Origin of the sequence: Janthinobacterium sp. P210005 (assembly GCF_036231865.1) — a bacterium.
GTDB classification, from domain to species: domain Bacteria; phylum Pseudomonadota; class Gammaproteobacteria; order Burkholderiales; family Burkholderiaceae_D; genus Janthinobacterium; species Janthinobacterium kumbetense.
On the sequence record NZ_JAZARC010000001.1, the window covers coordinates 296,561 to 311,339 of the forward strand.

At 67.4% G+C, this 14,779-nt stretch carries 13 protein-coding genes; 4 read left to right on the forward strand and 9 right to left on the reverse strand.

The window, feature by feature from the left end:
• Positions 1-168 precede the first annotated feature (168 nt).
• Positions 169-426 carry a hypothetical protein gene (locus VPH40_RS01255; protein WP_305051729.1) on the forward strand — a complete coding sequence of 86 codons (258 nt, stop codon included), beginning with the start codon at positions 169-171 and terminating at the stop codon, positions 424-426.
• Here VPH40_RS01255 and gcvA read toward each other — a convergent pair.
• A complete protein-coding gene (gene gcvA / locus VPH40_RS01260; protein WP_305051730.1) occupies positions 423-1,325 on the reverse strand; it encodes a transcriptional regulator GcvA in 903 nt (300 codons plus the stop codon). The two genes, VPH40_RS01255 and gcvA, sit on opposite strands and share 4 nt — an antisense overlap.
• A 123-nt stretch (positions 1,326-1,448) precedes the next feature.
• On the opposite strand from gcvA, the gene VPH40_RS01265 reads away from it, so the two are divergent.
• The 3 genes from VPH40_RS01265 to VPH40_RS01275 are packed head-to-tail and all read left to right on the forward strand — an operon-like array spanning position 1,449 to position 4,507.
• A complete protein-coding gene (locus VPH40_RS01265) occupies positions 1,449-2,846 on the forward strand; it encodes an MFS transporter (RefSeq protein WP_328572393.1) in 1,398 nt (465 codons plus the stop codon).
• The gene (locus VPH40_RS01270; RefSeq protein WP_328572394.1) at positions 2,843-3,466 is read left to right on the forward strand and encodes a glutathione S-transferase family protein; all 624 of its coding nucleotides are present in this window, start codon (positions 2,843-2,845) and stop codon (positions 3,464-3,466) included. Before VPH40_RS01265 ends, VPH40_RS01270 begins: the two co-directional genes overlap by 4 nt.
• 18 nt (positions 3,467-3,484) lie before the next feature.
• Positions 3,485-4,507 (forward strand): LLM class oxidoreductase, encoded by a 1,023-nt coding sequence (locus VPH40_RS01275; RefSeq protein WP_328572395.1) that lies wholly within the window; start codon positions 3,485-3,487, stop codon positions 4,505-4,507.
• 7 nt (positions 4,508-4,514) lie between these two features.
• Here VPH40_RS01275 and VPH40_RS01280 read toward each other — a convergent pair whose 3' ends face one another.
• The 8 genes from VPH40_RS01280 to VPH40_RS01315 all read right to left on the reverse strand — a co-directional run bounded on the left by VPH40_RS01280 (position 4,515) and on the right by VPH40_RS01315 (position 14,655).
• A complete protein-coding gene (locus VPH40_RS01280; RefSeq protein ID WP_328572396.1) occupies positions 4,515-5,801 on the reverse strand; it encodes a DUF445 domain-containing protein in 1,287 nt (428 codons plus the stop codon).
• A gap of 77 nt (positions 5,802-5,878) precedes the next feature.
• A complete protein-coding gene (locus VPH40_RS01285; protein WP_305051735.1) occupies positions 5,879-7,276 on the reverse strand; it encodes an amino acid permease in 1,398 nt (465 codons plus the stop codon).
• Between the two features lie 208 nt (positions 7,277-7,484).
• Entirely contained in the window at positions 7,485-9,272 is a 1,788-nt protein-coding gene (locus VPH40_RS01290; RefSeq protein ID WP_328572397.1) for an MFS transporter, read from the reverse strand.
• Positions 9,273-9,322: 50 nt separating this feature from the next.
• Positions 9,323-10,417: an N-acetylglucosamine-6-phosphate deacetylase gene (locus VPH40_RS01295; protein WP_305059725.1), complete on the reverse strand. Its 1,095-nt coding sequence runs from the start codon at positions 10,415-10,417 to the stop codon at positions 9,323-9,325.
• Positions 10,418-10,420: 3 nt separating this feature from the next.
• On the reverse strand, positions 10,421-11,188 hold the full coding sequence (locus tag VPH40_RS01300) for a DeoR family transcriptional regulator (protein ID WP_285817020.1): 768 nt from the start codon (positions 11,186-11,188) through the stop codon (positions 10,421-10,423).
• A 35-nt stretch (positions 11,189-11,223) separates the two neighbouring features.
• Positions 11,224-12,567: a D-tagatose-bisphosphate aldolase, class II, non-catalytic subunit gene (locus VPH40_RS01305; RefSeq protein ID WP_328573322.1), complete on the reverse strand. Its 1,344-nt coding sequence runs from the start codon at positions 12,565-12,567 to the stop codon at positions 11,224-11,226.
• On the reverse strand, positions 12,567-13,520 hold the full coding sequence (locus VPH40_RS01310) for an ROK family protein (protein ID WP_328572398.1): 954 nt from the start codon (positions 13,518-13,520) through the stop codon (positions 12,567-12,569). Before VPH40_RS01310 ends, VPH40_RS01305 begins: the two co-directional genes overlap by 1 nt.
• Positions 13,507-14,655 (reverse strand): SIS domain-containing protein, encoded by a 1,149-nt coding sequence (locus VPH40_RS01315; RefSeq protein ID WP_328572399.1) that lies wholly within the window; start codon positions 14,653-14,655, stop codon positions 13,507-13,509. The genes VPH40_RS01310 and VPH40_RS01315 overlap by 14 nt, the downstream gene beginning before the upstream one ends.
• Positions 14,656-14,779: the final 124 nt, after the last annotated feature.

The window sequence follows — 14,779 nt, forward strand, 5'->3', positions numbered from 1 at the left end:
CTTTGCGCCACGATGCATGCTGGCAAACCAAAAAAATTGTTTCTTTTTGGATTTATTTATTGTATTTGGTAAATTTATGCAGCAAAATGCCATTACAGCCTGAGCAGCAGGCGTGCAGGCCGTTCAAGCCGGCGGGACAGGCCGGTAACCGGAATCGAGGAGAGGGACATGCTTACGAACTGGATGACAAGCGGCAGGGCAGATGCCTGCAGGGGCAATACGGCGTTCAGGCGCGGCATGGCGCGCGATACCGCGGGCGCTGTGCGACCGGCCTTGGGCCGCCTGCAGGCGCTCGCCTACCTGGCGCTGCTGTTGGCCGTGCTGCCCGCCGCAAGCTGCATCGCCATGGGACGCGCCGGCGTGCCGGTGCTGTTCAGCACCGCGTGCGGCGTGGTGTCGTGCGCGGCCGGCGGCGATGTGTTCTAGCGCGTGGCCTGCGCTTCCTCGCAAATCCATGCCATGAATGCCTGCACGGCAGGGCGCGTGGCTGCGTCGGGCCGCGTCACCAGATAGTAGGCAAAGCGCGCGGGCCACGGCAAGTCCAGCACTTGCACCAGGCGCCCGGCGGCGATTTCTTCCTGCGCGTACAGCTGCGGCACCAGGGCCAGGCCCTGGCCCGCCTCGGCCGCGCGTATCAACAGAAAATCATCTTCGAAGGCCGAGCCGCGCAGCGCCCGCGCCGCATCCTCGCTGCCGTCCGGCGCGCCATGCGCGGCCAGCCACAGGGGCCAGTCGGCGCGGTCCGTGTCGTGCAGCAGCGGGTAGCGCAGGCAATCGGCCGGCGTGGCGATGGGCGGCTGGCCCGCCATCAGGGACGGGCTGGCGACGGGCACCAGCACGGGCGCCATCAAACGCGTCACCTGCAAGCCCGGATAGTCGCCCAGGCCGTGGCGCAAGGCCACGTCGACCCGGTCGCGGCGCAAGTCGACCAGCGCGGATGTCGCTTCCACGCGCACCTCGATATGGGGATGGCGCTGGTTGAAGCGGCCCAGGCGCGGCACCAGCCACGCGGCGGCAAAGGTGGCGACCGTGCTGACGGTGAGCGTCTGGCGCGCGCCCATGTCTTCCAGCGCCTGGCTGGCGCCGGCGATCTGCGCGAAGGCGCCCAGCAGGGCGGGGTGGACCCTGGCGCCCGCCTCGGTCAGGCGCAAGCCCTGGCGTTCGCGCGTAAACAGGGGCATGCCGACCCGTTCTTCCAGCAGGCGGATTTGCTGGCTGACGGCGCCCGACGTCACGTGCAGCGCTTCGGCGGCTGCCTTGATGCTGCCGCGCTGGCCCACTTCGACAAAGGCGCGCAGCGCCTGGAGCGGTAAAGGATGCGTCATCGATATAGTTTTTCTAAAGTTAAGCGCGAAAAAACATCGTTTCTGTTTCGCTCTAGGAAAACGCATTATAGGGGAATGCGGCGTTCTTTTTACGTCGAGTAAAACTATATCGATAGGATCTCCATGTTACTTTCACATCGGCAGCTTTGCCTGCTTTTGCTGTGCACCACGCAATTCGTTGCCTTGCTCGATTTTTCCATCACCATGATCCCCTTGCCGCAAATCCAGCACAGCCTGGGCTTCACGCCCGGCGGGCTGCAATGGGTGATCAATGCGTATGGCGTGGCCATCGCCGGCTTCCTGCTGCTGGGCGGGCGCGCGGCCGACCTGTTTGGCCGCCGCCGCGTCTTCATCGCGGGCCTGCTGCTGTTCACGGCCGCCTCCCTGCTGGGCGGCTTTTCGCACAGCCCGGCCATGCTGGTGGCCACGCGCGCGCTACAGGGCTTCGGCGCCGCCATGTTTTCGCCGGCCGCGTTCTCGCTGCTGCTGGCCGTGTTTCCCGAGCCGGCGCAGCGCAACCGGGCGCTCGGCGCCTGGACGGCCGTGGCGGCCAGCGGCTTTGTGGCGGGACTGATACTGGGCGGCTTCATCACGGACCTGCTGGGCTGGCGCTGGGTGCTGTGGATCAATGTGCCCGTCGGCTTGCTGGTGCTGGCCCTGTCGCCGGCCTTGCCCCAGGGCCGGCCCGATGCCGCTGCGGCTGGCGGCGCGCTCGACGTGTGGGGCGCGCTGCTGGTGGCGTCGGGCGCGGCGACGCTGGTGTTTGCCTTTGCCAATAGCGAGCATGTGGGATTGGCCCATCCGCTCACGTTTGCCCTGGTCGCGCTGGCGCTGGCCTTGCTGGCGCTGTTCGTCTGGGTGGAGGGGCGCGTGGCCGCGCCGCTGATGCCGCTGGCCGTCTTCCTGCGCCGCTCGACGGGCGGCGCGAATGTCGTCTCCCTGCTGGCCAATACGGCCCTCGGCCCCACCTTTGTCGTCGTGGCGCTGGCCATGCAGGAAGTGCTGGGCTTTTCCGCCACGCGCACGGGACTGGGCTTGCTGCCGATGGCCGTCGCCTTTACGCTGGCCAGCGCGTGGGCCGGACCGGCGCTGATCGCCCGCTGCGGCACCAAGCCCGTCATCGTTGGCGGCATGCTGCTGTTCATCGGCGGCCTGGCCATGCTGGGCGCGTCGCTGGCCACGCTGGCGTCGTGGGCCGCCTCCATCCTGCCCGGCACCGTACTGGCCGGCATCGGTTATGGCCTGGCGTTTCCCGCCTGGACGGTGGCCGGCATCGATGGCGTGCCGGAAGCGGATCATGGCCTGGCGGGCGGCATGCTGACGACCACGCAGGAAGTCGGCTCGGCCGTCGGCCTGGCCGTGGGCGTGGCGGTCAGCATCGCCGTGCTGGCCGGCGGCGGCACGGCCGCGCAAGGCTACAGCGGCGCCATCCTCGTTTCCGCCTGCCTGGTGGCGGCGGGCCTGGCCTGCGCCATCGCCATCCTGCCCGGCAAGGCCGCGCGCCAGGAGGCGGCGTCATGATGGAGCTCTATACCGACAGCTCGCCCAACGGTTTCAAGGCCACCATCGCGCTGGCCGAACTGGGCTTGCCCTATCGATTGCGCCATGTGCGCATCGAACAGGGCGAGCACCGCTTGCCCGCCTTCCTGGCCCTCAATCCGCACGGGCGCATTCCCGTGCTGGTCGACCACGACACGGGCATCACCGTGTTCGAGTCGGCCGCCATCCTGCTGTACCTGGCGGAAAAGACGGGGCGTTTGCTGCCGCAGCAGCCGCAGCAGCGCTGGGCCGCCATCACCTGGCTGCAATTTCACGCGGCCAGCATGGGGCCGATGCTGGGCCAGCGCGTGCATTTTGAACTGGCCGACGGCGGGGCGGATGTCGTCGCCACGGCGCACTTCCGCCACTTGTGCGATGCGGCGCTGGCCACCATGGACGGCCACCTGGCCGCCAATGCCTACCTGGCCGGCGACGACTATTCCATCGCCGACATCGCCAGCTTCGGCTGGCTGCACATCGCCGACCTGGTCGGCTTCAAGCTCGATGAATGGCCGCACGTGGCCGCCTGGTACGCCCGCGTGGCGGCCCGCCCGGCCGTGCAGCTGGGCATCACGCTTCCCGCGCCCGCCACGGGCGCTTGACCTATATCAAGGAACAATATGACGATCGATACCGGCGGCGCGTCCTCGCACGCGTTTGCCCACCATGCCGGCTACCGCCGCATGTTCGCGCCCGGCGCGCTCACCCTCGGCATTTATCTGCCGCTGCGCTTTTACCAGGGCGACATGCAGGCGCTGGCGGGCCAGGCCGACCTGGTCGCCGCCATGGACCGGCAAGGCTTTGCCGCCGCCTGGGTGCGCGACATTCCCCTGTTCGACCCGCGCTTCGGCGATGCGGGCCAGCTGTTCGACCCGTGGACCTATCTGGCGTATCTGGCGGCGCGCACGGACTCGCTGGCCCTGGCCACGGGCAGCGCCATTTTCACCCTGCGCCATCCGATCGACCTGGCCAAGGCGGCCGCCAGCATCGACCAGTTGTCGGGCGGACGCCTGGTGCTGGGCACGGCGTCGGGCGACCGGGCCAGCGAATTTCCCGCGTATGGCGTGCCGTATGCCACGCGCGGCGCGCGCTATGCGCAGGCCGTGCACATGTTCCGCCAGCTGCTGCAGGCAGGTCCCGCCAGCATCGACGGCCCGCTGGGCAGCCTGGCGGGCCTCGAACTGCTGCCCAAGCCCGTGGCGGGCGCCATTCCCCTCGTCGTCACCAGCTCCTCGGGCCAGCCGCTGGAGTGGATCGGGCGCCACGCCGATGGATGGCTGACGTATCCGGAAGCGACGGATACGCCGGACGGGCCGCGCCGGCTGGCGGACAAGATCCGCGCCTGGCGCGCCTGCATACCCGATGGCGGCTTTCGTCCGCACATGTGCAACGAGTGGCTGGACCTGGTGGACGACCCCGATTACCCGCGCACGCCCGTGCGCAGCGGCTATGTGCTGCGCACGGGGCGCAGGGGCTTGATCGACTTGCTCGGTGAATGGCGCGAAGCGGGCGTCAACCATGCGGCGCTGGGCATCCAGCATGGCCAGCGCCCGGCCGCGGAGGTGCTGCAGGAACTGGCGCAGGAAGTGCTGCCGCATTTTCCCTCGCATGCGGCGCCGGCCAGTGCCGTGCCGCGCTGGTGAAGGCTGCCTAGAACAGCTGGGTAGCCGTATAAATCAGCAAGCCGGCCAGGCCGCCCACGACGGTGCCGTTGATGCGGATGAATTGCAGGTCGCGCCCGATGGCCAGTTCGATGCGCTCGCTCATTTCGTCCTTGCTCCACAGGTCCAGGCGTGCGGCGATGAAGGCGCCCACCTCGCCCCGGTAACGGCGCACCAGCGCGCCGCTGCCGGCGACGATGGCGTCGTTCAGCCATGCCCGCGCGGCCTGGTCCGCGCCCAGCACCTTGCCCGTGTTCTGCGCCAGGCCGGCGATGGCTTGCGCCAGCACGGGCTGGTCGGCGTGCAGGTCGGCCAGCAGGCGCGTGCGGAGGTGGTTCCAGACGTCGCCCAGCATGGCTTGCACCGTATCGCTGGCGATCAGCTGCAGCTGGTAGCGGCGCACTGTGGCTTGCCACTGCGGGTCGGCCTTCAGGTGCAGCGCGCTGTCGGCGATCCAGCCGGCGATGCGCTGGCGCAGCGGGTGGGCCGGATCGACGCGCACGGCGAGGGCGAATTTCTGCAGCGAGGCGATCATGCGCGGTTCATACGCTTTCACGGCTTTTTTCACCAGCGCGTTCTCGATCTGGAAGGCGCCCAGCACGAAGTCGCCGATGGCGGCGTGGTGGTGCTCTTCGTCCAGGTAGGCGGCGCTGCGGTCGAGCAGGAAGTCCAGCAATTCCTGCGGCTTGCCGTCGGCGATCAGCGCATCGATGCAGTCGGCCGCCACGTCCGACACATTCAATTGGCCCAGGTAGCCGCTGGCCTGCTCGCGCAGCAGGCGCCCCAGTTTGTCGTGGTCGGCCATCGCCAGCAGCTGTTTCGCCACGCCGGCGCCGGCCATGCCCAGCTGCCGCGCGTGGGTCTCGTCACCGAGCCAGGCGCCCAGGCGCGCGGCGGGGTCGGCCTGCACGATGCGTTCGGCGATGCCTTGTTCGGTAATGAAATGGTTTTCCACGAAGGCGCCCAGGCTGCGGCCGATGTCCGCCTTGCTGTTCGGGATGATGGCCGTATGCCACAGGGGGATGCCCAGCGGGTGGCGGAACAGGGCGACGACGGCGAACCAGTCGGCGATCGCGCCCACCATGGCCGCTTCGGCGAACGCTTCCACGTAGCCCCAGGCGGGGTGGCCGCCCCGCTGCGAACGGGCCACGGCGAAGACCAGCGCGGCCAGCAGCAGCAAGCCGACGGCCAGCCACTGCATGTTGCGCAGGCGCGCGCGTTTGAGCTGGTCCGTGCTCTGGTCCAGCTGTGCGATGAGGTCGGGGGAACGTTGCATGGATGGCGGCCTGCGGTGGTTGCGAGACCGCCATCTTAACTGGGGCAGCGACAGGATATGTCGCTGCAGGGGATTTTTTACTGCGGCGGGTGCAGCAGCGAACGGCGACGCGCGTAGCCGAAGTAGATGACCAGGCCGATCACCAGCCAGATGGTGAAGGCCACCCAGGTGACCCAGCTGAGGAAGCTCATCAGGCCCACGCACAGGATCACGGCCAGCGCCGGCACGTACGGCACGCCGGGGCAGCGGAAGGCGCGCGGCAGGTCGGGACGCTTCTTGCGCAGCACCACCACGGCAACCGACACCATGGTGAAGGCGGCCAAGGTGCCAATGTTGATCAGCTCGGCGAGGATGTTGAGCGGGATCACGGCGGCGATCAGGCCGAAGACGATGCCGACCAGCCAGGTGGCGAAGAACGGCGTGTGGAAGCGCGGGTGCACGGTCGACAGGCGCTTGGGCAGCAAGCCGTCGCGCGACATGGCGAAGATGATGCGCGTCTGGCCAAATGCCATCACGAGGATCACGGTGGTCATGCCGAGGATGGCGCCCAGGTCGACGAAGCCGGCGATCCAGTTTTCGCCCGCATACTGCAGGGCCAGCGAGACGGGATGGTCGACGCCGAGGAATTTCTGGTACGGCACGATGCCCGTCATGATGGCTGACACCACCACGTACAGCACGGCGCACACGGCCAGCGAGCCGATGATGCCGATCGGCAGGTCGCGCGACGGTTTCTTGACTTCCTCGGCGGCCGATGTGACGGCGTCAAAGCCGATGAAGGCGAAGAAGACGAGGGCTGCGGCGCTCAGCATGCCGTGGTAGCCGAACGGCATGTAGGGCTGCCAGTTGGCCGGCTGCACGTGGCGCGCGCCGAAGATGATAAACAGCAGCACCACGCCCACCTTGATGGCCACCATGATGTTGTTCAGGCGCGCCGATTCGCGCACGCCCCAGCCCAGCATGGCCGTCAGGGCCAGCATGATGACGAGGGCCGGCAGGTTGATGAAGGTCGTCACGCCGGGCAGGGCGCCCGGTGCGGCGGTGAGCGCGACGGGCAGGGTAATGCCAAAGCCCGACAGCAGCGACTGGAAGTAGCCGGACCAGCCGACGGAGACGGCGGCGGCGGCCAGGCCGTATTCGAGCAGCAAGTCCCAGCCTATCATCCAGGCGGCCAGCTCGCCCAGGGTGGCGTAGCTGTAGGTGTAGATGGAGCCGGCCACCGGTACGGTGGAGGCGAATTCCGCGTAGCACAGGGCGGCGAAGCAGCAGGCGACGGCCGCCACGACAAACGACAGCGACAGGGCGGGGCCGGCCGTCAGCGCGCCCGTGCCGGTGAGCACGAAAATGCCCGTGCCGACGATGGCGCCGATGCCCATGAGGACAAGGTCGAAGGGCCCCAGCACCTTGGCCAGACCTCCTGGCTTCTTGCTGTGGGCAATCATGTCATCCAAATTCTTGGTTCTAAATAAGCTCACTGTGTCTCCTGGTGGTTTTTGTCATGGCGCCATTGCCGCCTCGTGAGTAGCACGACGCAGCCAGATTCTAGCCCAGGCGGCCAAGATTCCAGAAGGAAAACCGTACTTTGGCGTGCGCGCCAGCCCGGAAGCTTGTCTTGCGGGCAAAAAAACAGCCCCGGAAGCGGCCGGGGCTGGAAAGGAGACTGCTACAAATGGTTACTTTGGCTTACTTTGAAAAGTGCGCCTCGATCTCTTCCAGTGTCTTGCCTTTGGTCTCCGGCAGCAGGAAGGCCGCCGCCAGGAAGTACAGCACCGTGCAGCCGGCGCCAAAGAAGAACAGCGTCGAATAACCGTGCAAGCCCACGGTCGGCAGGAAGATGGCGGCGATCACCGTCGAGACAAATTGATTGACCAGCAGGGCGATGCTCATGCCGTTCGAGCGGATGCGGGTCGGCATCAGCTCGGACAGGGCCAGCCACACGCACACGCCCGGTCCCACGGCAAAGCTGGAAACGAACACGCAGATGGCGACCGCCACCAGCCAGCCGTGCGTGGATGAGGGCACGGGGCCCAGGCTGGCCTTCTCGATGCGCAGCGGCGCCTCGCGCCCGGCGGCCGGGTCGGCGAAGGGGTTCAGGTGCAGCTTGCGGAAGAACACGCCGATCACGCTGTCGGCCTGCACGGCGTCCGCGCGGGCGATCGTCACCTGACGCAGCACGGGATCGTCGCTGCGCAGGCTTTTCACGTTGGTGAAGGGGCCGTAGGCGTAGGCGATGGTCAGCTGCTGTGGCGTGCCGTCGGCCGCCGCGCCCAGGGCCGCCAAGGTGGCCGCATCGAGGTGCAAGGCCAGGCTGTCCGCTTGCACTTGCGCCGCGATGGCGGGGCGCACGTCGGCCAGGTGCGCTTCGGCGCCGCGGAACAGCAGGCCGGCCGCCAGCAGCGAGACGACGATGCCGCCCGTGCCCAGCATCAGCAGGAACTTGCGGCCCTTGCGGTCCACCAGCAGCACGGCCACCACCGTCATCACGGCGTTCAGCACCTTCAACAACACGTCCGCCATGTTGGCGGAGGCGCCGGACAGGCCTGCCTGGTTCAAGATATTGACGACGTAGGCGAGGATGGAATTGATGCCCGTCGCCTGGGTGCAGGCAAGGATCAGGCAAGCGAGCAGGAAGGGCAGCACGTAGCGGCGGCTCAGCAGCGGATCCCTGGCCTTGCCGCCGGCCTTGGCCGTATTTTCCGGCGTATCCTGCATCTCGCGCAGTTCGATGTCGGCGTCGGCGGGCAGGCGCGTGCGCAGCAGCGACTGGCGCGCCTGCTCGATGCGGCCCCGTTGCGCCAGCCAGCGTGGCGATTCGGCCAGCAGCAGGGCGCCGATGGTAAACACCAGGCCCGGCGTCAGGCAGACCCAGAAGATGCTGCGCCAGGCGTGGTCCTTGGCCGTGAAGATGGCGGCGATGCGGCCCGCTTCTGGCAAGGCTTGCGCCGCCTGCGTGGCCGTTTCCACCGTCTGCGCCTGCAGCAGGCCGATCAGGGCGGCGGCCACCAGGCCGATGGTCAGCAGCAGCTGGAACAGGGCCGCGCCCCGTCCGCGCTGCTGCGCGGGCAGGCATTCGGCCAGGTACAGGGGCACGACGACGCCGATCAAGCCGCCGCTGATGCCTTGCAGCAGACGGCCCAGCAGCAGCGGCATGTAGCCGTCGGCCAGCGCGATCAGCGGGATGCTGGCGCTGAACAGGGCGCCGGCCAGGAACATCACCCAGCGCCGGCCAAGCAGGTCGGCCAAGGCGCCGGCGAACAGCGAGGAGAGGACGGAGCCCAACAGCACGGCGGCAACGATAAAACTCAGCTGCTGGGCCGTCAGTTTCCACGCCACGGAGGCCGTCGATTCCAGGTAGGGAAGGGCGCCGGCGATGATGCCGATGTCTATGCCGTACAGCAATCCCCCCATGCCGGCAATAAATAGCAGGTAGCGCATGGCCCACACGGGGGCCTTGTGTGACGTGTCGTGCATGAAAACTCCGGGACGGGGTTGAGGTTGGGGGCTGGGTCTAGAGACTGAATCTAGCGGGTGGAAAGATCGATGGCCGCGCCTTCGACGAAGACGGACACTGGCTGTAATGTGGAATCGAGGACGACGATATCGGCCCAGGCGCCGGGCGCCAGGCGGCCCCGTTCGGATTCGCCCAGGTAGTCGGCCGGGTACAGCGACAAGCGGTTCGAGGCGTCGGCCAGATCCAGGCCCAGGTCGACGAAATTGCGCAGGGCCTGATCCATGGTCAGCACACTGCCGGCCAGCGAGCCCGTGGCCAGGCGCACGCAGCCCAGGCATTTATAGACGCGCTGCGTGCCCAGGCCGTACTCGCCGTCCGGCATGCCGGTGGCCGAGGTGGCGTCCGTCACGCCGTACAGGCGGGGGATGGCGCGCAGGGCCGCGCGCAGGGCGCCCTTGGCCACGTGCTGCAGGTCGGGGATGATTTCCGCGTATTCGGCGTGCGCCAGGGCCGCGCCCACCATGCCCGGGTCGTAATGCGTCATGCCCGTCATGCCGTTGTACAGGTGGGTAAAGCCGGAGACGCCGGCTTGCAGCGCCGCGACGCCTTCGTCGTACGTGCCGGCGCTGTGGCCGATCTGCACGCGGATGCCCATCGCCGCCAGTTGCGGGATCAGTTCCAGGTGACCGGGGATTTCCGGCGCCATGGTCAGCACCTTGATGGGGGCGATGGCGTGGAAGCGCTGCACCAGCGCCAAGCTGGCCTGCACGACGTCGGGCGGCTGCGCGCCCAGGCGGTGCAGGTTCAGGAACGGGCCTTCCAGGTGCACGCCCAGCATGCGCGCGCCGTTGGCGGGGCGCTCGGCGATGACGCCGGCCAGGCCTTGCAGGGCGCGCAGGATCGACGGCTCCTTGGCCGTCAGGGTGGTGCCCAGCAGGGCCGTGGTGCCGTGGCGCGCGTGCACCTGCGCCACGGTGGCGCCCGCGTCTCCGCCTTCCATGATGTCGACGCCGGCCGCGCCGTGCACGTGCAGGTCGATGAAGCCGGGCAGGATGGTCAGCGCGCTGTCGGCGGCAGGGTCTTCTTGTATCTGGACGATGCGCTGGTCAAAGGTGATGGTGCCCGTGATCCAGCCAGATGGGGTAAGGATTCTGCCGCTCAGCATGTGTTATTCCGCTATAAAAAGTTCGATGCCCAGCTTTTGCAGCCCTTCGCGGTACTCCTGGCTGATGCTGGCATCGGTGATGACGGTATCGACGCGATCCAGCTGCACGATGCGGTGCAGGCTGACGCGGCCGAACTTCGAGGCGTCCGTGAGGACGATGATTTTCTTGGCCCGTTCCACCATCTTGTGGTTCAGGCTTGCTTCCGCTTCGTGGTGGGTGGTCACGCCAAACTGCAGGTCGAAGCCGTCCACGCCCAGGAACAGCTTGTCGAAGCTGTACGCCTGCAGGCAGGTTTCGGCCTGGCTGCCCTGGATCGACAGCGACTGCTTGCGCAGCAAGCCGCCCGTGAGGATCAGGTCCACGCCGGGCGCATCGGCCAGTTCCCACGCGATGTTCAGGCCATTCGTGGCCACCGTCACGCCCGTCGCATCGCGCAGATGGCGCGCCAGCGAGATGGTGGTGGTGCCCGAGTCGATGATGATGTTGTCGCCCGGTTCCACCAGCCGCGCCGCAAAGGCGCCGATGCGCTCCTTCTGCTCGTGGTTGATGGCGTCCTTCTGGCGTATCGTGTGCTCGGGCGGCGGCGTGCGCGTCAGGGTCGCGCCGCCGTGGCTGCGCGTGGCCATGCCTTGCGCTTCCAGCGCATTCAAGTCGCTGCGGATGGTGACCGCAGACACGCCGAGCTTTTCCACCAGATCGGTCACCTGCACCGAGCCCTGCTGGGCAAGCATTTGGAGGATGGATTCACGACGTTGGCTGGTATTTCGCATGGTGGCGGGCTCAGTAAAAAATGAAAATACCGAGCTTAACAGATTGCCGCTTCGGCAATGACGGCCACTGCCGCATTGCGGTTGCAGGCGCGCGCATATTGCGCCAGCAAGCTGCCGATCTTGTGCTCGATCAAGGCCGGCGCCTGCGCTTGCAGGCTGCCCTGCACCACGGCCAGGTACTGTTCCGGCAAATGCTGGCTCAGCAGCGGCAGCGGAATGGCCACGGCGTCCAGGTTGGCCAGCAGCTTGCCGACGGCGGCCGCCACTTCCGGCTCGCCCCAGTAATAGCGGCAACGGTCGCTCAAGCCGTAGCGGCGCATCAATCGCTGTTCTTCCGGCGTGCCCAGGTAATGCTTGATCCAGTTCTTCGGCTTGGCCACCATCACGTCGTCGAGCACTTGCATCAGCTGCGAGGTGGCGTGCGCCGGCAGCAGTTCTTCCTCGATCTGGCACAGGGCGAACAGCGCCTCGCGCAGGGCGAAGGTGGCGGCCGGGCCCACTTTCAGGATGGCGAAATGGTCACGCACCATGGCGTGCAGCGCCGTTTCGCGCTGGTAGTCGGTGGAATGGGCTTCGAACACGAGGCCAGGCTGCTCGGCGACAAAGGCCGACAGCTCGGCGGCGGCATCCGCATCGTAGTGCTGGATGCTGCTCTGGTCGAAATCGACGCCCGGCTGCACCACCATGGCGATGACGCGGCGCCAGGCGCCATGCAGGCCGTTGTCGAGGAAGGCGCGGCGGTGCACGTCCAGGGTGCGGCGCGCCGCTTGCGGGCTGGTGACGGCGCCGGCCTGCGCCAGCGACGCTTCGCCGCCAGGAATCGGCACTTCCGTGCCGATCACATAGACGGGCGGCGCAAAGCCGGCGGCGGCGGCCGCTTCCTCGGCGACGATGCACAGGCGCGCGGAACGGGCGGCCACGGTTTCATCGTCGAGCTGCAAGGGGTCATCCACGCAGCGCATGCTGCAATCGAGGTGGATTTTATGGAAACCGGCCGACGCATACGCGGCGATCAGGGTTTCGGCATGGTCCATGGCGGTGGCCGCATCGAGGTGCTGCCAGGCGTTCGGACCCAGATGGTCGCCGCCCAGCACCAGGCGGCTGGCGGGGAAGCCCTGTTCGCGGGCCAGGGCCAGCATGGTGTCGCGGAAAACGGCCGGCGTCATGCCCGTGTAGCCGCCGAACTGGTCGACCTGGTTCGACGTCGCCTCGACCAGCAGTACCGTGTCGTATTCGCTGGCCACGCGCATGGCGGCGCGCAGCACGCTCGGGTGGCTGCAGCAGACGGCGTACAGCCCCACGCGCTCGCCGCGGCGGTGCGCCTTGATCACTTGCTGGATCGGGGACAGGGTAAAAGTCGGGTTTTCCGCTTGCTTCATCATGTTGACGCCTTTGTATGTTGTCGTATCAAAAGGGCCGCGCCGCGCGCGCCGCCGGCGTCGCCAAAGCGGGGCGGCAGGATAGGCGGCACGTGCACGCCGGGGAACAGGTGGCGTTTCACGGCGGCCGGCAGCTTGTCGTACAGGTGCGGCAGCTTGGACAAGCCGCCGCCGAGCACGATGACGTGCGGGTCGTAGGCCAGCACCAGGCCGGCCAGCGCGTGGCCCAGCACATCGAGGTGCACGGCGACCGTGCGCTGGGCCACGGCGTCGCCCATGTTGGCGCGCGCCACGATGGCCAGCGGTTCGGCGCCGTCGCCGCCGAAATGCGCGTGGAGCTTGCGCATGGCGGGTCCGGAGACATAGCGTTCCAGGCAGCCCGCCTTGCCGCACGGGCAGGGGTATTCGGCCAGGTCGTGCTGCGCCAGCAGGGTGGCGGGCAGGCTCCAGTGGCCCCATTCGCCGGCCACGCCGTTAAAGCCGCGCAGCAGCTGGCCGCCCACGCAATAGCCGCCGCCGGCGCCCGTGCCGAGGATGGCGCCGAACATGCTGGCGGCATTGTCGGCCGCGCCGCCCTGCGCTTCCGACAGGGCGAAGCACTGGCAATCGTTGCCGATGGCAACAGGGCGCTGCAAGGCTTGCTGCAGGGTTTGCGCCACCAGGCGGCCGTTCAGGGCCGGCACGTTGGAACTGAGCTGGCGTCCGCTGGCGCTGTCGATCACGCCGGGCAAGCCGATGCCGACGGGCGCCGTCGTGCCCAGGGCGGCGTCGCCGCGCGCCACCAGGTCGACGATGGCTTGCACGAAGGCGGCAAAATCGTCGCCCGGCGTGGCCACCCGTTCGCGGAACGCTTCCGTCAGCACGCCATCGTCGTCACGGAAGGCGACCAGCTCCATCTTGCTGCCGCCGATGTCGATGCCGTGGTAACCGGCGATGTGATTAGAATTGGTCATGGCCATAGATGGTGACGCCCTGCACGACACGGTTGACGATGCCGCCGGCGAATGGATTGTCGGGGCGCAGTTGCAGCAGCGCGGACTGGTGCAGCGCATATTGCTGCGCCATCAGCAGCCACAGGGGAGCGAGCCAGGCATCGGGCCAGGCCGGCGCATCGGCCGCTAAGTTGGCAGATAAGTCGCCGCCGATGCCTACCGTCAGGCAGCGCTGCGCCACGCTGTCGCGCTGCAGTTCTTTCAGCAGGTCGTCTTCGTACTGGCGCGCCAGCGGCTTGCTGCTGCGCAGCAGGATCACCAGCGATTCCGTGGTGACGGCCGATTTCGGGCCGTGGCGGAAACCCAGCGGCGTATTCGCCATCGCCATCACGCGGCCGCCCGTCAATTCCAGGATTTTCAGGGCTGCTTCCTTGGCCAGCGCTTCCAGCGGGCCGCTGCCCAGGTAGACGACGCGCTGCACGGGTGTTGAACCCAGCTGCGCCACGGGGGCCGACCAGTCGCGCAAGGCTTGCTCGCCCAGGCCGGCCAGGGCCTCCAGGCGCTGCAAGTCCGTATCCTTGCCCAGCACGGACAGGGCCGCCAGCAGCATGCTGGTAAAGCTGCTGGTCATGGCAAAGCCGCGGTCGCAGCTGCCTTCCGGCATCAGCAGGTTATAGGTGTTGCTGTCGTTGGCGCCCTGGCGCGCCAGCTTGCCGTCCGCGTTGCAGGTGATGTTCAGGAAACGCGCGCCGGGCACGACCTGGCGCAGCAGTTCCACGGCCGCCAGGCTTTCCGGGCTGTCGCCGCTGCGGGCAAACGAGACGAGCAGGGTGGGCGCATCCGCTTCCAGGTACAGCTCGTGATGCGTCAGCAGGGTGGTGGTGGCGATGGCGCGGATCTGCGCAGGCCAGGCCGCGTTCAGGGTATCGACGACGATCTCGCCCACATAGGCCGAGCTGCCGGCGCCCGTCAGGATGACGCGCTGCTGCGGATTGGACAGCGCGTCGCCCAGGAAGGCGGCCAGGCTGGCTTGCTCGTTGCGCAAAATGCCGGACAGCGCGCGCCAGATGGCTGGCTGGTGGGCGATTTCCTCGGCCGTGTGCAGGCCGCCGATGTCGCGCCAGGTTTGAATGTCACGCTGAAGAAGGGTAGTCATGGAGTGTCAGTAAAGTGTTTGTTGGAGAAAGCATAAATACTAAATTTCGAAAAGTCAAATACGAAAGTAAAACGAAAGTAAATTTTTAATCGACTTGCGAAATTGTGTCGTTTTAACGGTGTGA

Bases quoted from the DNA above. Each gene is read 5' to 3' on its own strand.
- VPH40_RS01255 (WP_305051729.1), top strand. From the start codon at position 169: ATGCTTACGAACTGGATGACAAGCGGCAGGGCAGATGCCTGCAGGGGC.
- gcvA (WP_305051730.1), bottom strand. From the start codon at position 1,325: ATGACGCATCCTTTACCGCTCCAGGCGCTGCGCGCCTTTGTCGAAGTG.
- VPH40_RS01265 (WP_328572393.1), top strand. From the start codon at position 1,449: ATGTTACTTTCACATCGGCAGCTTTGCCTGCTTTTGCTGTGCACCACG.
- VPH40_RS01270 (WP_328572394.1), top strand. From the start codon at position 2,843: ATGATGGAGCTCTATACCGACAGCTCGCCCAACGGTTTCAAGGCCACC.
- VPH40_RS01275 (WP_328572395.1), top strand. From the start codon at position 3,485: ATGACGATCGATACCGGCGGCGCGTCCTCGCACGCGTTTGCCCACCAT.
- VPH40_RS01280 (WP_328572396.1), bottom strand. From the start codon at position 5,801: ATGCAACGTTCCCCCGACCTCATCGCACAGCTGGACCAGAGCACGGAC.
- VPH40_RS01290 (WP_328572397.1), bottom strand. From the start codon at position 9,272: ATGCACGACACGTCACACAAGGCCCCCGTGTGGGCCATGCGCTACCTG.
- VPH40_RS01295 (WP_305059725.1), bottom strand. From the start codon at position 10,417: ATGCTGAGCGGCAGAATCCTTACCCCATCTGGCTGGATCACGGGCACC.
- VPH40_RS01300 (WP_285817020.1), bottom strand. From the start codon at position 11,188: ATGCGAAATACCAGCCAACGTCGTGAATCCATCCTCCAAATGCTTGCC.
- VPH40_RS01305 (WP_328573322.1), bottom strand. From the start codon at position 12,567: ATGAAGCAAGCGGAAAACCCGACTTTTACCCTGTCCCCGATCCAGCAA.
- VPH40_RS01310 (WP_328572398.1), bottom strand. From the start codon at position 13,520: ATGACCAATTCTAATCACATCGCCGGTTACCACGGCATCGACATCGGC.
- VPH40_RS01315 (WP_328572399.1), bottom strand. From the start codon at position 14,655: ATGACTACCCTTCTTCAGCGTGACATTCAAACCTGGCGCGACATCGGC.